The sequence below is a fragment of the Blastococcus sp. MG754426 genome (genome assembly GCF_021699055.1).
GTDB lineage: Bacteria > Actinomycetota > Actinomycetes > Mycobacteriales > Geodermatophilaceae > Blastococcus.
The window spans coordinates 29509-51460 of the sequence record NZ_SSXC01000014.1 but is presented as its reverse complement, the minus strand read 5'-3'; the positions used below and the strand labels follow the sequence as shown (position 1 = coordinate 51460).

At 75.3% G+C, this 21952-nt stretch carries 22 protein-coding genes; 6 read left to right on the top strand and 16 right to left on the bottom strand.

Annotated elements, in window-relative coordinates; all coding sequences use genetic code 11:
• The first annotated feature begins 54 nt into the window (after nucleotides 1–54).
• Entirely contained in the window at nucleotides 55–771 is a 717-nt protein-coding gene (locus E9549_RS07575) for a M50 family metallopeptidase (protein ID WP_236825922.1), read from the top strand.
• Nucleotides 772–861: 90 nt separating this feature from the next.
• On the opposite strand, the gene E9549_RS07570 is transcribed toward E9549_RS07575, so the two are convergent.
• A complete protein-coding gene (locus E9549_RS07570) occupies nucleotides 862–3222 on the bottom strand; it encodes a glycoside hydrolase family 65 protein (RefSeq protein WP_236825921.1) in 2361 nt (786 codons plus the stop codon).
• Nucleotides 3219–3962, bottom strand: a complete 744-nt coding sequence (locus E9549_RS07565; protein ID WP_236825920.1) for a beta-phosphoglucomutase family hydrolase — start codon at nucleotides 3960–3962, stop codon at nucleotides 3219–3221. Before E9549_RS07565 ends, E9549_RS07570 begins: the two co-directional genes overlap by 4 nt.
• 150 nt (nucleotides 3963–4112) lie before the next feature.
• On the opposite strand from E9549_RS07565, the gene E9549_RS07560 reads away from it, so the two are divergent.
• Together E9549_RS07560 and E9549_RS07555 are read left to right on the top strand one after the other, a co-directional pair.
• Nucleotides 4113–4658, top strand: coding sequence for a YbhB/YbcL family Raf kinase inhibitor-like protein (locus E9549_RS07560; RefSeq protein WP_236825919.1), 546 nt, complete (start codon nucleotides 4113–4115; stop codon nucleotides 4656–4658).
• Between the two features lie 114 nt (nucleotides 4659–4772).
• The gene (locus E9549_RS07555) at nucleotides 4773–5690 is read left to right on the top strand and encodes a serine hydrolase (RefSeq protein WP_236825918.1); all 918 of its coding nucleotides are present in this window, start codon (nucleotides 4773–4775) and stop codon (nucleotides 5688–5690) included.
• Between the two features lie 14 nt (nucleotides 5691–5704).
• Here E9549_RS07555 and E9549_RS07550 read toward each other — a convergent pair whose 3' ends face one another.
• Nucleotides 5705–6514 carry a GNAT family N-acetyltransferase gene (locus E9549_RS07550; protein WP_236825917.1) on the bottom strand — a complete coding sequence of 270 codons (810 nt, stop codon included), beginning with the start codon at nucleotides 6512–6514 and terminating at the stop codon, nucleotides 5705–5707.
• A 113-nt stretch (nucleotides 6515–6627) separates the two neighbouring features.
• Here E9549_RS07550 and coaA point away from each other — a divergent pair, with 113 nt between their 5' ends.
• On the top strand, nucleotides 6628–7590 hold the full coding sequence (coaA, locus tag E9549_RS07545; RefSeq protein ID WP_236825940.1) for a type I pantothenate kinase: 963 nt from the start codon (nucleotides 6628–6630) through the stop codon (nucleotides 7588–7590).
• 209 nt (nucleotides 7591–7799) lie between these two features.
• On the top strand, nucleotides 7800–7991 hold the full coding sequence (locus tag E9549_RS07540; protein ID WP_236825916.1) for a DUF5999 family protein: 192 nt from the start codon (nucleotides 7800–7802) through the stop codon (nucleotides 7989–7991).
• A 109-nt stretch (nucleotides 7992–8100) separates the two neighbouring features.
• On the opposite strand, the gene gcvP is transcribed toward E9549_RS07540, so the two are convergent.
• The 11 genes from gcvP to E9549_RS07485 all read right to left on the bottom strand — a co-directional run bounded on the left by gcvP (nucleotide 8101) and on the right by E9549_RS07485 (nucleotide 19540).
• Nucleotides 8101–11157, bottom strand: a complete 3057-nt coding sequence (gene gcvP / locus E9549_RS07535) for an aminomethyl-transferring glycine dehydrogenase (protein WP_236825915.1) — start codon at nucleotides 11155–11157, stop codon at nucleotides 8101–8103.
• 53 nt (nucleotides 11158–11210) lie between these two features.
• On the bottom strand, nucleotides 11211–11753 hold the full coding sequence (locus E9549_RS07530) for a MerR family transcriptional regulator (RefSeq protein ID WP_236825939.1): 543 nt from the start codon (nucleotides 11751–11753) through the stop codon (nucleotides 11211–11213).
• A gap of 235 nt (nucleotides 11754–11988) precedes the next feature.
• On the bottom strand, nucleotides 11989–12480 hold the full coding sequence (locus tag E9549_RS07525) for a bifunctional nuclease family protein (protein WP_236825914.1): 492 nt from the start codon (nucleotides 12478–12480) through the stop codon (nucleotides 11989–11991).
• 112 nt (nucleotides 12481–12592) lie between these two features.
• The gene (locus E9549_RS07520) at nucleotides 12593–13327 is read right to left on the bottom strand and encodes a MerR family transcriptional regulator (protein WP_236825913.1); all 735 of its coding nucleotides are present in this window, start codon (nucleotides 13325–13327) and stop codon (nucleotides 12593–12595) included.
• Between the two features lie 76 nt (nucleotides 13328–13403).
• The gene (locus tag E9549_RS24075; protein WP_091932657.1) at nucleotides 13404–13919 is read right to left on the bottom strand and encodes an FHA domain-containing protein; all 516 of its coding nucleotides are present in this window, start codon (nucleotides 13917–13919) and stop codon (nucleotides 13404–13406) included.
• A gap of 259 nt (nucleotides 13920–14178) precedes the next feature.
• Nucleotides 14179–14583 carry a glycine cleavage system protein GcvH gene (gene gcvH, locus E9549_RS07510; RefSeq protein WP_236825912.1) on the bottom strand — a complete coding sequence of 135 codons (405 nt, stop codon included), beginning with the start codon at nucleotides 14581–14583 and terminating at the stop codon, nucleotides 14179–14181.
• Between the two features lie 83 nt (nucleotides 14584–14666).
• Nucleotides 14667–15440 (bottom strand): DUF881 domain-containing protein, encoded by a 774-nt coding sequence (locus E9549_RS07505; protein WP_236825911.1) that lies wholly within the window; start codon nucleotides 15438–15440, stop codon nucleotides 14667–14669.
• Nucleotides 15437–15769: a small basic family protein gene (locus E9549_RS07500; protein ID WP_236825910.1), complete on the bottom strand. Its 333-nt coding sequence runs from the start codon at nucleotides 15767–15769 to the stop codon at nucleotides 15437–15439. The genes E9549_RS07505 and E9549_RS07500 overlap by 4 nt, the downstream gene beginning before the upstream one ends.
• 4 nt (nucleotides 15770–15773) lie before the next feature.
• On the bottom strand, nucleotides 15774–16673 hold the full coding sequence (locus E9549_RS07495) for a DUF881 domain-containing protein (RefSeq protein ID WP_308113098.1): 900 nt from the start codon (nucleotides 16671–16673) through the stop codon (nucleotides 15774–15776).
• Nucleotides 16670–17338: a CDP-alcohol phosphatidyltransferase family protein gene (locus tag E9549_RS07490; RefSeq protein ID WP_236825909.1), complete on the bottom strand. Its 669-nt coding sequence runs from the start codon at nucleotides 17336–17338 to the stop codon at nucleotides 16670–16672. The genes E9549_RS07495 and E9549_RS07490 overlap by 4 nt, the downstream gene beginning before the upstream one ends.
• A gap of 120 nt (nucleotides 17339–17458) precedes the next feature.
• Nucleotides 17459–19540 (bottom strand): elongation factor G-like protein EF-G2, encoded by a 2082-nt coding sequence (locus tag E9549_RS07485; protein WP_236825908.1) that lies wholly within the window; start codon nucleotides 19538–19540, stop codon nucleotides 17459–17461.
• A gap of 155 nt (nucleotides 19541–19695) precedes the next feature.
• Here E9549_RS07485 and E9549_RS07480 point away from each other — a divergent pair, with 155 nt between their 5' ends.
• Entirely contained in the window at nucleotides 19696–19896 is a 201-nt protein-coding gene (locus E9549_RS07480) for a hypothetical protein (RefSeq protein ID WP_236825907.1), read from the top strand.
• A 90-nt stretch (nucleotides 19897–19986) separates the two neighbouring features.
• Here E9549_RS07480 and E9549_RS07475 read toward each other — a convergent pair whose 3' ends face one another.
• Together E9549_RS07475 and paaK are read right to left on the bottom strand one after the other, a co-directional pair.
• Nucleotides 19987–20607 (bottom strand): TetR/AcrR family transcriptional regulator, encoded by a 621-nt coding sequence (locus E9549_RS07475; protein WP_236825906.1) that lies wholly within the window; start codon nucleotides 20605–20607, stop codon nucleotides 19987–19989.
• Nucleotides 20604–21935, bottom strand: coding sequence for a phenylacetate--CoA ligase PaaK (paaK, locus tag E9549_RS07470; RefSeq protein WP_236825905.1), 1332 nt, complete (start codon nucleotides 21933–21935; stop codon nucleotides 20604–20606). Before paaK ends, E9549_RS07475 begins: the two co-directional genes overlap by 4 nt.
• Nucleotides 21936–21952 lie beyond the last annotated feature (17 nt).

Below are 21952 nucleotides of genomic sequence, written 5' to 3'. Positions count from 1 at the left end.
GACACCCCGGGCGCTCCCCCGCCGCTGCCGGGCTGGTGCGGTTGACTGCCGGGCGTGGAGCTCCTCGGCCGCTTCTGGGCCCGCGTGACGGCGACGGCCCCGGAGCTCCCGGTCGAGTGGCTGCTCGGCACGGCCGCCGTCGCCGCGTTGGTCGTCCTCTCCCCCACGCTCTGGCGCCCGGCCCGCAACGTGGTGACGATCGCGCACGAGGGCGCGCACGGCCTCGTGGCGCTGGCCGCCGGGCGCCGGCTCTCGGGCATCCGGCTGCACTCGGACACCTCGGGGCTGACCGTCTCCGCCGGTCGCCCGACGGGGCCGGGCATGGTGCTCACCTGCGCCGCGGGCTACACCGGGCCGGCGCTCTTCGGCCTCGGCGCCGCGGCCTTGCTGGCCGCCGGGCACGCCATCGGGCTGCTGTGGGCGCTGCTGCTGCTCCTGGCGCTCCTGCTCGTGCAGATCCGCAACTGGTACGGGCTGTGGTCGGTCCTGGCGACCGGTGCGGTCGTCTTCGCCGCGACGTGGTGGCTGCCGCCCGCCGGGCAGGTCGTCTTCGCCGCCGTCGCCACCTGGTTCCTGCTCCTGGCCGCGCCGCGCGCCGTGCTTGAGCTGCAGCGGGCCCGCCGCCGGCAGGGCGCCCGCGACTCCGACGCCGACCAGCTGGCCCGGCTCACCCCGCTACCCGCCCTGTTCTGGGTCGGTGTCTTCCTGGCCGTCGACGTTGCTGCTCTCGTCCTGGGCGCGCGATGGTTGCTCGACGGCACCACCGGTTGAGCCGGTCGAATGTTGGGGATAACGGTCGAATGCGACAACCGCGGGAGCGCACGCGCACCGCGCCCGGCGGGGGGACGAGGAACGGAGCGGTCAGCCGCGCGAGCGCCGCCGCGGCTCGCACCCCGGCGGCTGGTGCACCGGCTCGACCTCCGGCGGTGGCGGCAGCTCCAGCACCACGTCGTCGTGGTCGATCCGCACCTGGCGGCCGTGGTGCCGGATGTCCAGCGGGTCGCCGTCCACCAGCCGGTAGGTGGCCCGGTCCCGCTCGACGGTGACCGTGAGCTTGCGGCCGCGGTAGACCACGCGGAAGCGCAGCCGGCTGATCCGCTGGGGCAGCCGCGGCGCGAAGGTCAGCTCCCCGCCGTGGTCCCGCATCCCCCCGAAACCGGCGACGGCGACGGTCCACCCACCGGCCAGCGAGGCGATGTGCAGCCCGTGGCCGGAGTTGTGGTGCAGGTTCTGGATGTCGGTCAGCGCCGCCTCGGCCCAGTACTGGTGGGCGAGCTCGAGGTGGCCGGTCTCGGCCGCGACGACACCCTGCTGGGTCGCCGAGAGCGAGGAGTCCCGGGTGGTGCGCTGCTCGTAGTAGGCGAAGTCTGCGATCTTCTCCTCGAGCGTGAAGGCGTCACCCCGCAGGTGCAGGGCCATCACCAGGTCGGCCTGCTTGACCACCTGCTTCCGGTACAGCTCGAAGTAGGGGTAGTGCAGCAGCAGCGGGTAGTGCTCGCGCGGCGTGGCCGCGAAGTCCCAGTCCTCGTGGTGGGTGAAGCCGTCGGACTGCATGTGCACGCCGTGGCGGGTGTCGTAGGGCACCGCCATCAGCGACGCGGCCCGCAGCCACTCCTCCACCTCCTCGTCGGTGACCCCGAGCCGCCCGGCCACCAACGGCTGGCGGGCCACCGCGGCGGCTGCTTCGCGCAGGTTCCGCTGCGCCATGAGGTTCGTGTAGACGTTGTTGTCCACCACGGCCGTGTACTCGTCGGGCCCGGTGACGCCGTCGATCCGGAAGCCGTGCTCGGCGTCGAAGTGCCCCAGCGACGCCCACAGGCGGGCGGTCTCCATCAGCAGCTCGGCCCCGTAGTCGCGGTCGAAGGCGTCGTCCAGGGTGGCGTCGTAGTAGCGGATGACGGCGTCGGCGATGTCGGCGTTGATGTGGAAGGCCGCCGTGCCGGCCGGCCAGTAGCCCGACGTCTCCTCGCCGCGGATGGTCCGCCACGGGAAGGCGGCCCCGTGCAGGCCGAGCACCCGGGCCCGCTCCCGGGCCAGGCCGAGGGTGGTGTGCCGCCAGATGAGCGCGTCCCGGGCTGCGTGCGGGGCGGTGTAGGTGAGCACCGGCAGTACGTAGGTCTCGGTGTCCCAGAAGGTGTGCCCGTCGTAGCCGGGGCCGGTCAGCCCCTTGGCCGGGATCGCCTGCCGCTCGCCGCGCAGCCCGGCCTGCAGGACGTGGAACATGCCGACCCGGACGGCCTGCTGGAGCTCGTCGTCGCCCTCGATCTCGACGTCGGCCTCGTCCCAGTGCTGGGCCAGGAGCTCGCGCTGCTCCCTCAGCAGCCGCTCGAACCCGGCGAGCTTGGCCGTCGCCAGCGCGGCCTCCACCTGGTCGCGCAGCGCCGGGCTGGACCGGCGGGAGGACCAGCCGTAGGCGAGGAACTTGACCAGCTTCAGCGACCCGCCGGGCGGGATGCGCGCCGCCAGCGTGTACCGGGCCAGGTCGCCACCGGCCTCGATGTCCTCGGTGGCGGTGTCGGGGATGTCGATGAGGTGGTCCATGCCGGCCGCCAGGCGCAGCCGGCTGCGCTTGGTGCGGTGCACCAGCACCGCCCGCCGGCCGCGGCCGGCGGCGAGCTCGCAGTTCAGCGGCCGGGCCAGCGCGGCGGCGCCCCGCGGGTCGCGGTCGCCGTCCGGCGCGCCGTCCTCGTTGGCCAGCAGGTCGGACTGCAGGGCGACGTAGAGGTCGCCCAGGTCGTCGGTGACCTCCACCTGGTACTCGATCGCGGCGATGGACCGGCGGGCCAGCGACACCAGGCGGGTGCTGCTCACCCGCACCGTCCGGCCGCTGGGCGAGCGCCACTCGGTGGACCGGCGGAGGACGCCGGCCCGCAGGTCCAGGGTCCGCCGGTGGTCGATGATCTCGCCGTAGTTGAGGTCCAGCGGCGAGTCCTTCACCAGCAGCCGGATCAGCTTGCCGTCGGTCACGTTGACGACGGTCTGGCCCTGCTCGGGGAACCCGTAGCCGGCCTCGGCGTAGGGCAGCGGCCGCTCCTCGAAGAAGCCGTTGAGGTACGTGCCCGGGACGACGACCGGCTCGCCCTCCTCCAGCGAGCCGCGCATGCCCAGGTGGCCGTTGGCCAGCGCGAAGACCGACTCGTGCACCCCGAGGCTGTCGTGGTCCAGCCCGACCTCGGTGAGCGACCAGGGCTCGACCGGGAAGATCGCCCGCCCCTCCGTCACGTCCGGTCCAGCAGCTCGTCGAGGTCGGCCACGACCACGTCGGCGCCGGCCTCGCGCAGGGCCTCGGCGTGCCCGACCCGGTCGACGCCGACGACGTGCGCGAAGCCGCCCGCCCGGCCTGCGGCAACCCCGGCCAGGGCGTCCTCGAACACCACGGCCTCCTGCGGCGTCACCCCGAGGGCGTGCGCCCCGGCGAGGAAGGTGTCGGGCGCCGGCTTTCCGGCCAGCCCGCGCTCCCGGGCGACGACGCCGTCGACCCGGGCGTCGACCAGGTCGGCGAACCCGCCGGCGGCGATGACCTGCTCCCCGTTGGCCGACGCGGTCACCACCGCGGTGGCCAGCCCGGCCTCCTTGACGGCCCGCAGGTAGCGCACCGAGCCCTCGTACACCTCCACGCCGTGCTCCTCGAGCTCGCGCTGGACCAGGTCGTTCTTGCGGGCGGCCACCCCCTGCACCGTCTCGGCGGACGGCGGGTCGCCGTGCACGCCCTCGGGCAGCACGATGCCCCGGCTGGCCAGGAAGTCGCGCACCCCGTCGGCGCGCGGCTTGCCGTCGACGTACCGGTTGTAGTCGAGCTGCGTGAACTCCGGCGCCGCGGGGTCGCGCGCCCGCAGGAAGGCGTCGAAGGTCCGCTTCCAGGCCGCCATGTGCACCGTGGCGGTCCGGGTGAGGACGCCGTCGAGGTCGAACAGGCAGGCCCGGACGCCGTCGGGGAGGCCGACCGATCGCGAGGTGGACACGCTCCGACGCTACCGGCGCCGGGCCTCCCGCACGTCCCGGGAGCGCGCCGGCGCCGGGTTCCGACGGGCGCCGGGCGGCTGCGCTGCCTAGGGTCCGACGGGGACGCCCCGGCGCCCCGACCAGCCACGACATCGAGGGAGAGGACCACCATGGCCGACCGGCCCACCCCGCCCAACCCCTACGACTTCCTGCCGCAGGTGCCGGGCTTCACCGTGACCAGCAGCGACGTCTCCGACGGGCAGCCGATGCCGATGCCGCAGGTCAGCGGCGTCATGGGGGCGGGCGGCCAGGACCGCTCGCCGCAGCTGGCCTGGTCGGGCTTCCCGGAGGGGACCCGCAGCTTCGCGGTGACCGTCTTCGACCCCGATGCGCCCACCGCCAGCGGGTTCTGGCACTGGGCCGTGGCCAACATCCCGGCCTCGGTGACCGAGCTCCCGGCCGGTGCCGGCGACAAGGACGCGCCGCAGCTGCCCGAGGGCGCGGTCCAGCTCCGCAACGACGGTGGCTTCCCCGGCTACGTCGGTGCCGCTCCCCCGCCGGGCCACGGCCCGCACCGCTACTTCGTGGTGGTGCACGCCGTCGACACCGACCGGCTGGACGTCGACGGCACCACCAGCCCCGCGGTGCTGGGCTTCAACCTGTTCTCGCACACCCTCGCCCGCGCCACGCTGGTCGCCACCCACGAGCAGCGGTAGCGGTGGCCGCCGCTGCGCAGCCGTCCGGTCGCGCAGCGGCACGGCCACTCCGGCGGGGGGCGGTGGCGCGCCGGCTGCGGTGAATCCCGTCCCCGACGGGGAAAGCATCGCGGCGTGTCCCATCCGGTTGCCCGGCACCGATCCGCTGCCGCGGTCCTGCCGCTGGTGACGGCCGTGCTCACCGTCGTCCACCTGCTCGCGCTGGAGGGCTTCCGGCCCGGGCGCGCCGTGGCCGGCGGAGAACCGCCCGCCGCGCTCGTGGCCGACGCCGTGGAGGCGTACGGGGCGGTCGGGACGCTCGCGGTCGTGGTGGACCGCCAGCAGCGCCGCATCACGGAGGGCAGCGTCCGTGCCGCCGAGGCGCGGTCGCTGCGCTGGCTCGCCGACGGCGCCGGGAACAGTCCGGTGGCCGACCGCGCATTCCCCACCGCGTCGATGGTCAAGCTCTTCATGGCCGAGGACATCCTCACCCGCGCCCGCGCCGGCTCCATCGCGCTCCCCGCGACCGACCGCGACCTGCTGCGCGAGATGATCCGCCGCTCCGACGACCCGGCGGCCTCGGCGCTGTGGGTTCGGTACGGCGGCGGGCAGATGGTGCGCGACGTGGCCGAGCGCTACGGGCTGGGCGGCACCGGCCCGCCACCGGCGCGGATCCCCGGGCAGTGGGGCCAGGCGGTCACGACGGCCCAGGACCTGGCCCGGTTCCTCGCCCGCCTGCCCGTGATCGCGCACCCGGAGGACGCGGCGGCGCTGCTGGGCTGGATGCGGGAGGCGACGCCCGTGGCCGCCGACGGCTTCGACCAGCAGTTCGGCCTCTTCGGCACGCTGCCCGGGGAGCCGGGGGTCAAGCAGGGGTGGATGTGCTGCGTCGGCGGGCAGCGGCACCTGCACTCGGTCGCGGTCCTCGGCTCCACGGTCGCCGTGCTGCTCAGCGAGGTCCCGCGGTCGGTGGGCTACGACGCCGCGCGGGCGGCCCTCACCGCCGCGGGCGCGGCCGTGGCGGCCGGGAAGACGGTCCCGAGCCACCGGTGAGCCGGCGGCCGGGCTCAGGCCTGCGGCGGCTCCGCGACGGCGGTGGTCGCGATCCACGCGAAGCCGATGCGCTCGTAGACCCGGGCCACGTCGTCGTCGCCCGCGGCCAGGAAGACCAGGTCCGCGCTCTCCCGGGCGTGCGCGGTCAGCGCGGAGGCGAGGCCCGCGCCCAGGCCGCGGCCGCGCAGCCGCGGCAGCGTCGCCACCCCGACCACCTCGCTGACCTCGGTGCCCTCGACGTCGACGGGCTGGTGCGAGCCGACCGCCACCGGCCTGCCGCGCTCCATGGCGACCATCATGACCGTGCGGCCCTCGGCGATCCGCTCCCGCAGGACCGCCGTGCGGCGCTGCGCCTCCTCGGACTGCTCCGGCGGCACCTCCGGTACGTCGGTGACCCCACCCGGGTGCGCGAAGGCGAGCGCGGCCACGTGCTGGTAGAGGGGCAGCTCCGGGTCGTCGGCGCCGACGAGGAAGAGCCGGACCCCGGCCGGCAGGACGACGTCGACGGGGTCGTCGGCCACCAGCAGCGGCAGCTCCTCGACGGTCAGCCCGGCGGCGCGGGCCGCGACCGCCACCCCGGGCGAGCACTCCGGGATCCACTCCAGCGCCGGCGGCAGCCCCGCCGCCCGCTGCAGCGCGATCGCGGCGCGGACGTCCTGGACGGTGACCCGGTCGCCACCGCGCCGGGGCCGGGCCGGGTAGGGCCAGGCCGGGTCGGCGATCGGGACGTCCAGCGCCCCGGCGGCCTGGATCCGCGCATCCGGCTGCGGCGCGACGGCGAAGTAGCGCTCGATGCACTCGAGCAGCCCCGGGCGGGAAGGCACGGGAGAACACTAGACCCGCGGTGCCCCGCGGGACCGCCGCCGGCGCCGGGCGGCCCCGCCGCACACCCGCCCGGGTGACCCGCGCGCAGGCCGCTCCGGGTGCGGACGGCACGATGGGGCGCGTGACGGCTGGGACTCGTGGCTCCATCTCGCCCTACGCGGTGTTCGACCGCGACTCGTGGCGGGCGCTCGCGGCCGGCTCGATCCTGCCGCTGGACGCGGCCGAGCTCGAGGACCTCGCCTCCCTCGGCGACCGCATCGACCTGGACGAGGTGGCCACCGTCTACCTGCCGCTCGCCCGCCTGCTGAGCCTGCACGTGACGGCCAGCCGCCGGCTCTGGGCCGCGCAGAGCGAGTTCCTGGGCGACGCGACCGCCAAGGTGCCCTTCGTCATCGCCGTCGCCGGCAGCGTCGCCGTCGGGAAGAGCACCACCGCGCGCCTGCTGCAGACGCTGCTCGCGGCCACCCCGGGGGTGCCCCGGGTCGACCTGGTGACCACCGACGGCTTCCTGCTGCCCAACGCGGTGCTCGAGGAGCGCGGTCTGCTCGGCCGCAAGGGCTTCCCCGAGAGCTACGACCGCCGGGCGCTGCTGCGCTTCCTGGCCGACGTGAAGTCCGGCCGCGAGGAGGTGTTCGCCCCGGTCTACGACCACCAGTCCTACGACATCGTGCCCGGCCGGGTGCAGGCGGTGGACCGGCCGGACATCCTCGTGCTCGAGGGGCTCAACGTCCTGCAGGCGGGCCGGCGCACCGACGGGTCGGCCCCGGAGATCTTCCTGTCGGACTTCTTCGACTTCTCGGTGTACGTCGACGCCGCGGAGGCCGACATCCAGCGGTGGTACGTCGAGCGGTTCCTGGCGCTGCGCCGGACGGCGTTCCAGGACACCACGGCCTACTTCCACCGGTTCGCCGCGCTCACCGACGACCAGGCCCGGGAGACCGCGCTCGGGATCTGGTCGGCGGTCAACGGCCCGAACCTGCGGGACAACATCGCCCCGACCCGGTCACGGGCCCGCCTGGTGCTGCAGAAGGCCGCGGACCACTCGGTGCGCCGCGTCCTGCTCCGCAAGCTGTAGCCGGCCCCGCACCCTGGACCTCTGCGGCTGCGGGAGCCGCAGGACCGACACGGCATGGCAGGAACTGCCGACCCCTCGGGGTGAATTCGTGACCCAGCTCACCCCCCGGCGCTTGAGTCGGTGCGCGGATCTGCCGAATCCAGTCCTCGGACGAGCACGGTGCGCGGCGCGCACCGGCCGCCGAGGACACCGGACGAAGAGGAACCGCCATGTGCCACCACGTCACGCCCTGCCCCGACGCCGCCAGCGAGGCGCGCGACCTCGCCGCCGTCGTCCGCAGCCGACCCGAGCAGGGCTGGCGCCTGCTGTGCAACGGGGTCGTCCTCTTCGACGACGACGGGGCGCTGCTCCCCGACGGCCGGGCCGTACCCGACCACCACGTCTGGCTGACCCCCGCCTGAGCGGGGACGACGGTCCACTGCCCTGTCCCGACGAGTGGGGCCCCGGAGGGTCCCGCGAAAAGGGACGCAGCGGCTCAGCGCCACGCGGGAACGGCTCCTGGCCGCGGCGTCAGCCGGAGGCTGGCAGTGGCGTAGCCCCCACCACGTCGGCCGCGGTGCCGAGGTCGTCGGGGTGGCCCGGGCCGCGGCCGGGCACCGCCCCGTCCGCCGCCGGCGGGTGCGCGGCGAAGTCGTGCTCCTCGAACGCCTCCGGGGAGGGGCAGGAGCAGACCAGGTTGCGGTCGCCGTAGGCCTGGTCGATGCGCCGGACCGGGCTGAGGTAGCTGCGCCCCTGCAGGCTGCGCACCGGGTAGACCGCCGCGGTCCGCGGGTAGGGCCGGTCCCACTCCCCCGCCAGCATGGCCAGGGTGTGCGGCGCGTTGCGCAGCGGGTTGTCGGTGCGGTCGTACTCCCCGGTCGCGACCTTCTCGATCTCGGCGCGGATGGTCACCATCGCCTCGACGAAGCGGTCGAGCTCGGCCCTGTCCTCGCTCTCGGTCGGCTCCACCATGAGCGTCCCGGCCACCGGGAAGCTCATCGTCGGCGCGTGGAAGCCGAAGTCGATCAGCCGCTTGGCGATGTCGTCGTTGGTGATGCCGGTGGCCTTGGTCAGCGGCCGGATGTCGAGGATGCACTCGTGGGCCACCAGGCCCTGGGCGCCGGTGTAGAGGACCGGGTAGTGCTCGCGCAGCCGGGCTGCCACGTAGTTCGCCGCGAGGATCGCGTGCTGCGTCGCCCGGGTCAGCCCGTCGGGCCCCATGAGCCGCATGTAGGCCCAGGAGATCGGCAGGATCCCCGCCGACCCCCACGGCGCCGCGGAGACGACCGGGCCCGAGGCGCCGGTGTCCACCAGGGGGTGCCCCGGGAGGAACGGCAGCAGGTGCTCCCGGACGGCGACCGGCCCGACGCCGGGGCCGCCACCGCCGTGCGGGATGCAGAAGGTCTTGTGCAGGTTCAGGTGGCTGACGTCGGAGCCGAACCGGCCGGGGCGGGCCAGCCCGACCAGGGCGTTGAGGTTGGCGCCGTCGACGTACACCTGGCCGCCGGCGTCGTGCACCGCGGCGCAGATCTCCTGGATGTCGGTCTCGAAGACGCCGTGCGTCGACGGGTAGGTGATCATGATCGCCGCGAGCCGCTCGGCGTGCTGCTCGACCTTCGCGCGCAGGTCGGCGACGTCGACGTTGCCGGCCTCGTCGCAGGCGACGACGACCACCCGCATCCCGGCCATGACCGCGCTCGCCGCGTTGGTGCCGTGCGCCGAGCTGGGGATCAGGCAGACGTCGCGGTGCTCCTCGCCCCGCGAGCGGTGGTAGCCGCGGATGGCCAGCAGCCCGGCGAACTCCCCCTGCGAGCCGGCGTTGGGCTGCACGCTGACCCCGGCGTAGCCGGTCACCTCGGCGAGCCCGGCGCACAGCTCGTCGATCAGCTGCCGGTAGCCGCGGGCCTGCTCCGCCGGGGCGAAGGGGTGCAGGTGCGCGAACTCCGGCCAGGTGATCGCCGCCATCTCGGTGGCCGCGTTGAGCTTCATGGTGCACGAGCCCAGCGGGATCATGGTGCGGTCCAGCGCCAGGTCCTTGTCGCTGAGCGAGCGCAGGTAGCGCAGCATCGCCGTCTCGGAGCGGTGCGCGGAGAACACCGGGTGGGTGAGGAACGGCGTCCGGCGGCGCAGGCCGGCCGGCAGCGCGTCCGCGCCGTCGTCGTCGAGCGCGGCGTGGTCGGCGGTCACCCCGAAGGACTCCGCCACCGCCCGCAGGATCTCCGGGGTCGTCGTCTCGTCGCAGGCGACGGCGACGGTGTCGGCGTCGACCAGGCGCAGGTTGATCCGCTGCCGGGCCGCGGCGGCGACGACGTCGCCGGCCCGCCCGGGCACCGACACCTCGAGGGTGTCGAAGAAGTGCTCGTGCACGATCTCCAGCCCGCCGGCGCGCAGCCAGCCGGCCAGCACCGTCGCGGCGCGGTGCACCCGGGCCGCGATGGCGGTCAGCCCCTCCGGGCCGTGGTAGACGGCGTAGGCGCCGGCGATGACGGCGAGCAGCACCTGGGCGGTGCAGATGTTGCTGGTCGCCTTCTCGCGGCGGATGTGCTGCTCGCGGGTCTGCAGGGCCAGCCGGTAGGCGACGTCTCCGTCGGCGTCCACCGACACCCCGACCAGCCGGCCGGGGAGCTGGCGGGCCAGCCCCTCGCGCACGGAGAGGTAGCCGGCGTGCGGGCCGCCGTACCCCATGGGGACGCCGAAGCGCTGGGTGGTGCCGCAGGCGACGTCGGCGCCCCACTCCCCCGGTGCCTCCAGCAGGGTGAGCGCCAGCAGGTCGGCGGCGACGACCACGGCCGCGCCGGCCTCGTGCGCGGCCGCGGCGAGCGCGCGGTGGTCGCGCACCGCACCGCTGGCGCCCGGGTAGGACAGCAGCACGCCGAAGGCGCCGGCCTCGGGGATGTCGGCCGGCCAGCCCGCCGCCAGATCGGCGACGTGCAGCCGGATGCCCAGGGGCTCGGCGCGGGTCTGCAGCACCCCGAGGGTCTGCGGCAGGGTGTCGGCGTCGACGACGAACACCGCGTCCGCCTTCGCCCGCCCGGCGCGCCGGACCAGCGTCATCGCCTCGGCGGCCGCGGTGGCCTCGTCCAGCATCGAGGCGCCCGCCACGGGCAGCCCGGTGAGGTCGGCGACCGTCGTCTGGAAGTTGATCAGCGCCTCGAGCCGGCCCTGGCTGATCTCGGGCTGGTAGGGGGTGTAGGCGGTGTACCAGGCGGGGTTCTCCAGGACGGTCCGCTGGATGACCGGCGGGGTGACCGTGCCGGAGTACCCCAGGCCGATCATCGAGGTGAAGACCTCGTTGGCCGCAGCGCGCTCCCGCAGCAGCGCCAGGACGGCGGCCTCGCTCTCCGCGGGCGGCAGGTCCAGCGGCGCGCGGTCCCGCACCCCCTCGGGGACGCAGGCGTCGACCAACGACTCCAGCGACGGGTGGCCGACGGCGGCGAGCATCGCTGCGGTGTCGTCCGGCCGGGGCCCGATGTGCCGGCCGGCGAAGGCGCCGGCGGGGTCCAGGGACGTCAGGGAAGGAAGCGATCCGGACAGCGGCGGGAGGGTCTCCCCCACCGGTCCGGCCGCGGTCTCAGCACGGTCGGCCACTGCTCGAACGCTACCAGCGAGAGCCCCCGGTGAGCGGGGGCCCGGAGGTCGACCTAGGCGGTGGCGGCGCGGCGCCGGCGGCGCATCGACAGCTCGTCGTCGGACGGGACGACCTGGCCGCCGTCGATCCGCTCCGCGGGCAGCTCCGCCAGCTCACCGGAGAGCTCCCGCAGCGCACCGGAGACGGCGATGCCGAAGACGCCCTGGCCACCGGCGAGCAGGTCGACGACCTCCTCGGCCGAGGTGCACTCGTAGACGGTGGCGCCGTCGGAGAAGAGCGTGACGTTGGCCAGCTCCTTGACGCCGCGCTGGCGGAGGTGGTCCACGGCCTTGCGGATGTTCTGCAGCGAGACCCCGGTGTCGAGCAGCCGCTTGACGACCTTGAGCACGAGGATGTCGCGGAAGGAGTAGAGCCGCTGGGTGCCCGACCCGGTGGCGCTGCGCACGGACGGCGAGACCAGGCCGGTGCGGGCCCAGTAGTCGAGCTGGCGGTAGGTGATGCCGGCAGCGGCGCAGGCGGTCGGGCCCCGGTAGCCGACCAGGTCGGTGTCGACCTCGTCGTACTGCGGCGCCCCGACGGCGGCGTCGCTGAACAGCTGACCCTGCGAGCCGTTGCCCTGGTCGCTCACGTCCAGCGTCCTCCTCAGTCCCGCCTCGGTCGGGGCAGGTCGACGGCTCGGCACCTCGTGGTTCCAGGTGTCACACCGTTGTCGTTCGCCGACGGTAAGCCGGGCCCGGAGGCCGGTCAACTGCGAGGAACGGCGTGTCGCCACACCAGCCCCATTTCGGGTGACGGATGCGGCGCGCCTGCCGATAGGTACCCGATGGGGCCTAGGCGGGACCGCCCCCGGAGCCGGACCCGGCCCCGAAGTCCTCCGGCGAGATCTGGTCGAGGAACTCGCGGAACTTCTCGACCTCGTCCTCCTGCTCGTCGGGGATCTCGATGCCCACCTCGTCGAGCAGGTCGTCGGCGCCGAAGATCGGGGCACCGGTGCGCACGGCCAGCGCCACGGCGTCCGAGGGCCGGGCGCTGACCACCCGGTCGTCACCGAACACGAGCTCGGCGATGTAGATGCCGTCGCGCATCTCGGTGATGTTGACCGCCTCGAGCTCGGCACCCAGCGTGCGCACCACCTCCCGGAGGAGGTCGTGGGTCATCGGGCGGGCGGGGCGCACGCCCTGCTGCTCGAACGCGATGGCGGCCGCCTCGACGGCGCCGATCCAGATCGGCAGGTACCGCTCCCCCTGCGTCTCCTTGAGCAGCAGGATCGGCTGGTTGCCGGGCAGTTCGACGCGGACGCCGACGACTCTGAGCTCCTGCACGGTGCGGCTCCCTCGGCTGCGGCCCGGGGTTCGGGCGGGACGGTGTGGTCAGGCGGCCGGTCACTCGTCGGCCCCGCCGGGCGGGGCTCGGACGCGTCAACGGTACGCCCGCTCAGGGACGGAGGAGGTCCCGCAGGCGCGTCTCGAGCAGCGCGGTGTGCAGCTGCGCGGAGAGCGCCGCCAGTTCCTGCAGCTTCTCCGTGGCGCGGGTGCGCGCCTCCTCGGAGCGGGCCCGCAGCACCGGGGCGACGAGCTGCTCGACCAGCCCCGCCTCCCGCTCCACGGCGCTGCGGTACACCCGCAGGTGCCGCGGCTCGATGCCGTGCCGGGCCAGCCCGGCGGCCGCCCGCGCGATGGGCAGGTCCGCCGCCGGGTGCCGGCCCTCGGCGTCGGTGCTCAGCAGCCCGAACTGCACGCAGTCGGCGAGCTGCCCGGGCTCGAGCCCCGCGGCCCGCGCGAACTGCTCGGCGGTCAGCGGCGCCGTCGCCCCCTCCTCGGTGGAGGCGGGCGGCAGCGGCGCCGGGCCGCTGCCCGTGCCGGGCAGCGGCTCCCCGCGGTCGAGGGCGTCCAGGTGGTCCTTGATCACCCGCAGCGGCAGGTAGTGGTCCCGCTGGGCGGTGAGCACGTACCGCAGCCGGCTGACGTCGGCCCGGGAGAACTTCCGGTAGCCCGACGGCGTGCGCTGCGGGTGCACCAGGTCCTCGGACTCGAGGTAGCGGATCTTGCTGATCGTCACGTCGGGGAAGTCGTCGCGCAGCACCGCGAGCACCTCACCGATGGTCAGGCGCGGCGCGTGCTGGTCGCCGGCGTCCCCGAGCGCTGGTTCGCGCCCGGGCACGGCGGTCACGCCCCTCTCTCCCCGGGACCCCGTCCCGGGGCCCCGCTCCGCGGATCCCACGTGCGGGCGGTCACCGGCCGGTGCACTAGCGAGCGGCGGGCTCGCCCGTGCGCGGGCCGGTCAGGTACACCAGGCGGAACTTCCCGATCTGCACCTCGTCGCCCCCGGCGAGGGTGGCGACGTCGACCGGCTCCCGGTTGACGTAGGTGCCGTTGAGACTGCCGACGTCGTGCACCGAGAAGCCGCCGCCCTCGCGGTGGAACTCGACGTGCCGGCGGCTCACCGTGACGTCGTCGAGGAAGATGTCGCTGTCGGGGTGCCGGCCGGCCGTGGTGACGTCCTGGTCGAGCAGGAACCGGCTCCCGGCGTTGGGGCCGCGCTTGACCACCAGCAGCGCCGATCCGGCCGGCAGCGACTCCACGGCGCCCGCGTGCGCGTCGGCCGCCTCCACCGCCTCGGGCTGGTCGCCGGTGTCCTCGCCGCCGACCTTGGGGATCACGCTGGTGGCCTCGCCCACGCGCTCCGGGGAGAGCGCCGCACCGCACTGCGCGCAGAAGCGACTGCCCTCGGGGTTCTCGTGGCCACATCGAGTGCAGTGCACGTTGCGTCTCCTCCGGTACGAGGGGCCCGCCGCGGACCGATTGGCCGCGGGCGGCCGGCGGACGGTGGGCCGGGCGGCCCGCCGTGGGTCGGCCGCCGCGGGTGGGCGGCGGACCGTGGGTCATGGAACCAGCCGGTCGGCCCGAGGGTCAACCGGACGTGCGGGGCCGGGGGGCGGCTTCGCCGCAGGTCCCCCGCTGTTGTTCGCCCCGCGACGATCATAGTGAGCGATGGCCGGGGCCAGCCTCCCGGCGGGCCGGTCACGACCCCTCGACCACCGCCTGGTAGGCGTCGGCGTCGAGCAGCTGGCCGATGGGGTCGCCGCCCTCCCCCGGCACCGCGATGTCGACCAGCCAGCCCTCGCCGTAGGGATCGGCGTTGATGGTCTCGGGCGCATCCCCCAGGCGGTCGTTCACCGCCGCCACGACGCCGGCGACGGGCGCGTAGACGTCGGAGACGCTCTTGGTGGACTCCACCTCGCCCATCGGCGTGCCCGGGGCCACCTCGGCCCCCACCTCGGGGAGCTGCACGAAGACGATGTCCCCGAGCGCGTCCTGGGCGTGGTCGGTGATGCCGACCCGGACGACGGTCGAGGTGCCGTCGGTCCCCTGCACCAGCGCCCACTCGTGCTGCTCGGTGTAGCGCCGGTCGTCGGGCGTGCTCATGTGCTGGCGTCTCCTGGTGAGGTGTGGGACGGCCCCGGTGCAGGGACCCACCCCGAGCGGAACGAGGGTGGGGCACCGAGGCCTCAGTCGGTCTCGGGCGCAGCGTATTGAGGCCGGTCCAGCGGCCGCAACGCGTCCACCACGAGCTCCGGGGACCCGGTGATCTCCACCGACCCACCGCGCCGCTCGATGCGCTGCACCACCCCGCCCGGGATGTTCATGGCCGTCTCCATGCCCTGGGGGTCGCCGAGGACGACGAACTCGTAGGGCGAGCGCAGCGGCGTGCCGTCGACGAGGAGCGCGCCCGCGGAGCCGGTGACGGCGGTGGAGTGCCCGATCCGGACGTCGTCGACCTGCATGGTCTCCGCGCCGGCCCCGCGCAGCTCCTGCACCACGTCGAGCAGGTCGGACACCTGCACGGCGCCCGCCGGGTCGCTGATGGTGAGGGTCAGCCCCGGCCCCTGCGCGGCGAGGGTCCCGTTGAGGATGCCGAGCGTCGCGGCGCGCTCCCGGGCCTCCTCGAGCGCGGCGCCGGTCCGGCTGCCGGAGCCGTTGAGCTCACGCAGCGCCGCCCGCTGCTCGGCCAGCTGGGAGCGCAGCCGCTCCTCGCGGCCGTCGAGCTCGTCGAGGATGCGCACGAGGTCCTCCTCGCGCGCGCCGGCCAGCACCTGGGCCTCGTCGGCGTTGCGGACCTGCACCGCCAGCGCGAACCCCAGGAGCAGCGTGAGGACGCCGATGAGCGTCGCCGCGAGCGGGTCGCGCCGCCGGCGCCGCGCCCGGGGGACCTCCTCGGGCGCACCCCCGCCGGCCGGACCCGCGTCGCCGACCGGCGGGCCGGGCCGCTCCGGACCGCTCATGCGCGGAAGACGTGCCGGCGGATGGCGGCGGCGTTGCCGAAGATGCGGATGCCCAGGACGACGACGACCGCCGTCGACAGCTGAGCGCCGACGCCGAGCTGGTCGCCCAGGAAGACGATGAGCGCCGCCACCACCACGTTCGACACGAAGGAGATCACGAACACCTTGGCGTCGAAGATGCCGTCGAGGCGGGCGCGGAACCCGCCGAAGACGGCGTCGAGGGCGGCGACGACGGCGATCGGCAGGTAGGGCTGCAGCCACAGCGGGACGGTGGGGTCGAAGACCAGGCCGAGCAGCACGCCGGCCACCAGGCCGAGGATCGGGATCACGACGTCAGCCTCCGGGGCTGGGCTCGGCGCCGGGAGCCCGGCGGGAACTGACGACCTCGGCGGAGCGGAGCTCCGGCGGGTTGGCGGCCGGCAGGGACAGCTCGTCCTCCTCGCTGAACAGGAACTGCAGCCCCGTGGCGGCGGCGAACTCCGCGAGGTCGCGCACCTGGGGGTCGAGCAGGAAGTTCTGGGACAGCGCGTCGGGGTCACCGATGGCGCGGATCCGGTAGGGGCTGGTGACCGGCCGGAAGTTCACCAGCACCGCCTCGCCGGCGAACCGGATGGCGCTGGTCGGGCCCAGCCGCTGGCCGTTGACGCTGATCGCCTCGGCGCCGGCGCCCCAGAGCGCGTTGACCACCAGCTGCAGGTCGCCGTCGGCCACCTGGACGGCCTCCGTGCCGGCCGCACCCGCGCCGATCGGGTCGTCGTCGGCGTCGGGTTCGGCGTTGGCCAGCGTGACCAGCAGCCCCGGCCCGGTGACGGGGACGGCGGCGGTGCCCTGCTCGGCGCGGGCGAGGGCGTCGAGCGCCCGCTGCCCGACCGCGGTGGCCGCGAGCAGCTCGTCGCTGGTGCGGCTGACCTCCGCGCGCGCCTCCTCCAGGCGGGCGGCCAGGTCGTCGGTGACCGCCGACTCGTCCTGGATGTCGTTGACCAGGGCCTCGCGGATCTCCTGGCGCCCCTCCGCCCGGGCGGCCGCCTGGTCGTAGGTCACCGCGGCCAGCAGGCCCGCGGCGGCCATGGTGAGCGCGACCAGCACCCGGCCGCGGCCCCGGCGGGGCTGGTCCTCCCCGGCACGCCGGGCCGCGGCCTGCGCGTACGCGGGGTCGAGGGTCTCGGCGAGCACGTCGTCGAGCAGCGAGGCGCCCAGCGAGCGGACGCCGCCGGGCGGGCGCGCACCGGTCACCGCGGGCCCTGGCGCGCCGCGGCGCGGTCCGCGGCGACCAGGCCCACCACCTGGACGGCGTAGAACGCGGCGGCCAGCAGGTAGAGGGCCGTGCCCCAGATGGTGAGGGCCCAGGCGAACGGCTCGGCCACGGTGGCCAGCGCACCGTCCCCGTCGGCGATCAGCAGCACGGGGAAGGCGTAGAGGAGCAGGAGCGTCGCCGCCTTGCCGAGGTAGTGCACCTGCAGCGGCGGGTAGCCGTGCGCCCGCAGGACCAGCAGCAGCACGCCGAGCAGGAGCTCCCGGCCCACCAGCAGGGCCACCAGCCAGAGCGGCACGACCTCGCGCAGCGCCAGGGCGATCAGGGCGGAGACGATGTAGAGCCGGTCCGCCGCGGGGTCGAGCAGCGCACCGAGGCGGCTGCCCTGGTCCAGCCAGCGGGCCAGCTTGCCGTCCAGCCAGTCGGTGAAGCCCGACACCATGAGGACGACGAGGGCCCACCCGTCCTCCTCCGGCCCGAGGAGCAGCCAGAGGAACAGCGGGACGCCGAGCAGCCGCAGCACCGAGAGGGCGTTGGGCAGCGTCCAGACCCGGTCCGGGAGAGCCGCGCGGTCGGGCAGCGGCGCCCCCGTCGTCCGGGGTGAGGGGACGGAGGCCGCAGCCGACGGCCCGTTCGACGACGACACGTTCCCTCCAGTCCCAGCACGATCGTGCCCGAGGCTAGTAGAAGGACCTTCTGCCCCCCACCACTCGCAGGCTCGCGGCGAGCCTCCGGACGGGGCCGTCGTAGCGCCGGACGGCGTCGCTCAGGCCGGGACGGCCACCGCGGCGGGCGCCGGCTCGTAGCCGAGCGGCCGGCGGTCGAAGCTGCCCGTCCCGTGGGTCACCGAGCGCAGCACGCCGGGGTAGCCGAGCAGCTCGGCCTCGGGCACCTCGGCGCGCACCGTGGCGCGGTCACGGCCCGGGTCTGCCTCGCTGCCGGTCACCCGAGCCCGCCGGGAGGACAGGTCGCTCATCACCGCGCCGACGTGCTCGGCGGGCACCTGCACCTCGATCTCGCACCACGGTTCGAGCACCTGGGTGCCGGCCGCGGCGGCGAGCTCGCGCAGGGCCAGGGCGCCGGCGGCCTGGAACGCGGCGTCGGAGGAGTCCACCGAGTGCGCCTTGCCGTCGACGAGGGTGACCCGGAGGTCGACCAGCGGGCGGTCCCCGTTCACCCCGCGGGCCGCCTGGGCGCGGATGCCCTTCTCCACGCTGGCGTGGAACTGCCCAGGCACCGTGCCGCCGACGATGCGCTGCTCGAACACGATGCCCGAGCCCGGCTCCCCCGGCTCCCCCTCGACGACGACGACGGCGTACTGCCCGTGCCCGCCGGACTGCTTGACGTGCCGGCCCGTGACCCGGGCCGGGCCGCGCAGGGTCTCGACCAGCGGCACCCGCACCGGCACCGTGGTCACGGCGACGCCGTGCCGGCTGCGGAGCCGCTCCAGCAGCACCTCGGCGTGCGCGTCGCCGACGCACCACAGCAGCAGCTGCCCGGTGTCGGCCCGCCGCTCCAGCCGGACGGTGGGGTCCTCGGCGACGAGGCGGGCCAGCGCGGTGGCCATCCGGTCCTCGTCGCCGCGGGAGGCCGCCTCCACCGCCACCGGCAGCTGGGGTACCGGCAGCTCCCAGGGCGGGACCAGGCGCGGCTCCTCCGGGGAGCTCAGCGTGTCGCCGGTCTCCGCCGTCGCCAGGCGGGCGACCGCGCAGATGTCGCCGGCCGGGCACGCCGCCACCGGCCGCAGGGCCGCACCCAGCGGCGCGGTCAGGACGCCGATCCGCTCGTCGGCGTCGTGGTCGGGGTGGCCGCGCTCGGCCATGCCGTGGCCGGAGACGTGCACCGCCACGTCCGGCCGCAGGGTGCCGGAGAAGACCCGCACCAGGGAGATGCGGCCGACGTAGGGGTCGGTGGTGGTGCGGACGACCTCGGCGACCAGCGGGCCGTCGGGGTCGCAGTCCAGCGCCGGCGCCGGTGCCCCGTCGGGCCGGGTGACCGGTGGGCAGCCGTGCTCCGTCGGCGAGGGCAGCGCGGAGACGATGAGCTGCAGCAGCTCGGCGGTGCCGACCCCGGTGAGCGAGGCGGCGCAGACGACGGGGTGGAAGTGCCCGCGGGCGACCGCGGTCTCCAGGTCGGCGACCAGGTCGGGGACGGACAGCTCGTCCCCGGCGAGGTAGCGGTCCATCAGCGTCTCGTCCTCGCTCTCGCCGATGATGCCCTCGATCAGCTCGGCGCGGAGGCGGTCGGCGTCGTGGTCGCCCACCCGGGCGGCATCGAGGTGCGGCTCGAGCAGGGAGACCAGCCCGCGGGCCGCGCCGTCGGGACCGCGCTCGACCAGGTGCATGGGGTACACGCCCTCCCCCAGCATCAGCTGGCAGAGGCGCACCGCCTCGTCGACGTCGGCGCGCGGCCGGTCGATCTGGGTGAGCACGACGGCGCGCGGCATCCCCACCGCGGCGCACTCCTCCCACAGCTGCACGGTGCCCGCGTCCACGCCGCTGACGGCCGAGACGACGAAGAGCGCCGAGTCGGCGGCCCGCAACCCGGCCCGCAGCTCGCCGACGAAGTCCGGGGAGCCGGGGGTGTCCAGGAGGGTGATGCGGTGGCCGTCGTGCTCGACGGTGGCCACGCCGAGCGCAACCGAACGCTGCTGGCGGATCTCCACCTCCTCGGTGTCGAGGCAGGTGGTGCCCTCCTCGACGTTCCCGGCGCGGGGGATGGCCCCGGTGGCCACCAGCAGGGCCTCGGCGAGGGTCGTCTTGCCGGCACCGGCGCGCCCGACCAGGGCGACGTTGCGCACCTGCGCGGCCGGGCGCGGCGCGGGGGCCGGCGGGAAGTCCTTGCCCATGGGTGCCTCAGCCGCCGAGGCCGGTCGGATGAGCGGTGCGAGCTGCCACGTCGCCTCCAGGTCCCGATGTGTCCTGGGTCACAGCCTGCCCGGCGGGCGGGCGGTGGACAAGACCCCCGGCGGCCCGCGGCCCCCGCAGGACGCATGCTGGGGGCATGACCAGCGACCACGCGGCCGGCCGCGACCAGGCCACCGGCCGGGCGCACGCCGTCCTCCGCAGCACCGCCGACCTCCCGGCGCCCTGGGCCGGCATCTGCGGCGCGTCGGTCGGCGTGGTGCAGGGGTCGTGGGACGGCCCCCGCGGCCGCGGGTCGGCTGATCCGTGCCCCGAGTGCGTCCGGCTCACCTCCGGGTGAGTCGGGCGCACCACGCTGGAGACGCCGGCCGGCCCCGCCGGCGGCGCGGGTCGGCCCGCGTGCCAGGAGGCGCTGCCGTCGGCCGGGGCGTCAGGGCCCGGCCGGCGGCCGGGTGCGCAGCCCGGCGAACGCCGTGGTGACGACGGCGTCGGCGAGGTCGTCGGCGGAGAGGCCGCCGTCGGGCCGGTACCACTCGGTGAGCGAGTTGACGGTGCCGAACAGCAGCCGGCTGGTGACGGCGGGGTCGACGTCCGGGCGGACGTCTCCCTCCCCCTCGGCGGCCCGCACCAGATCGGTGACGATGCGGTCGAACCGGCGGCGCCGCTCCAGGGCGGCCTGCTCGACCGCGGAGTTGCCGCGCACGCGCAGCAGCAGGGTGACGAACGGCAGCTCGGCGGCGAGCACGCGCACCGAGCCGCGGACGACGTGCTCGAGGCGGTCGATGGCCGGACCCGTGGTCGCGCCCGGTTCCTGGGTGACGGCGAAGAGCGCGTCGAGCGCCCGGTCCAGCGCCAGCCGCAGCAGCTCCACCTTGCTCGGCACGTGGTGGTAGATGGCCGACTTGGTCACCCCCAGCCGTGCGGCGAGCTCGTCCATGCTCGTGGCGTCGTAGCCCCGCTCGTTGAACAGCGCGACGGCGGTGCGCAGGAGCGAGTCCAGCGAGTGACCGGGGCGCCCCCGCCGCCCCGTCGCCGTCCCGGTCGCGGTCACGGGCGGTCGCGCAGGTCGTGCAGCCGCTTGAGCTTGCCGACGGAGCGGGGCAGCGTCTCGGGGTCGACCACCACCACGTCGATGCTCGTGCCGACGGTGTCCTTGACCGCTTGCGCCACCTCGGCCGCCGCGGGCTCGCGGCGGCCGGTCGGGGTGCCGGGACGCGCCTCGACCCGGCAGGTCAGGTGGTCCAGCCGGCCACGCGTGGTGAGCTCGAGGGTGAAGTGCGGGGAGAGCCCGGGGGTGCGCAGCACGACCTCCTCGACCTGCGTCGGGAAGAGGTTGACCCCGCGCAGGACGATCATGTCGTCGCTGCGCCCGGTGATCCTCTCGATCCGGCGCATGCCGGGCCGGGCGGTACCGGGCAGCAGCCGGGTGAGGTCGCGCGTGCGGTACCGGACGACGGGCATCGCCTCCTTGGTCAGCGAGGTGAGCACCAGCTCGCCCCTCTCCCCCTCGGGCAGCACCTCACCGGTGAGCGGGTCGATGATCTCCGGGTAGAAGTGGTCCTCCCACAGGTGGAGGCCGTCCTTGGTCTCCACGCACTCCTGGGCGACGCCGGGCCCCATCACCTCCGACAGGCCGTAGATGTCGACGGCCTGGATGCCGAGCCGCTCCTCGATCTCCAGGCGCATCTGCTCGGTCCACGGCTCGGCGCCGAGGATGCCGATCTCCAGACCGGTCGAGCGCGGGTCGACGCCCTGGGCCTCGAACTCGTCGATGATCGTGAGCATGTAGGTGGGCGTCACCATCACCACCCGCGGCCGGAAGTCGGTGATCAGCTGCACCTGGCGCGGCGTCATCCCGCCGGACACGGGGACGACGGTGCAGCCCAGCGCCTCGGCGCCGTAGTGGGCACCCAGCCCGCCGGTGAACAGCCCGTAGCCGTAGGCGTTGTGCAGCACGTCGCCGGGGCGGCCGCCGGCGGCGCGGATCGAGCGGGCCATCAGGGCGGCCCAGGTGGCCAGGTCGCCCTCGGTGTACCCGACGACGGTCGGCTTGCCGGTGGTGCCCGACGACGCGTGCACCCGGCGCACCTGCTCCCGGGGGACGGCGAACATGCCGAAGGGGTAGTTGTCGCGCAGGTCGGCCTTGCCGGTCATCGGGAAGCGCGCCAGATCGGCGAGCTCCCGGCAGTCGTCGGGGTGCGCGCCGGCCGCGTCGAAGGCCCGCCGGTGGTGCGGCACGTGCTCGTAGGCGTGCCGCAGCGACCACCGCAGCCGGTCCAGCTGCAGGGCGCGCAGCTCCTCGGTGGACATCCGCTCCGCCGGGTCGAGCTGCTCGAGCTGCGGGGCCGCGCCGGGGCGCCGCCGTCCGGTCGTCGTCATAGCCTGCCGTCCTCGCC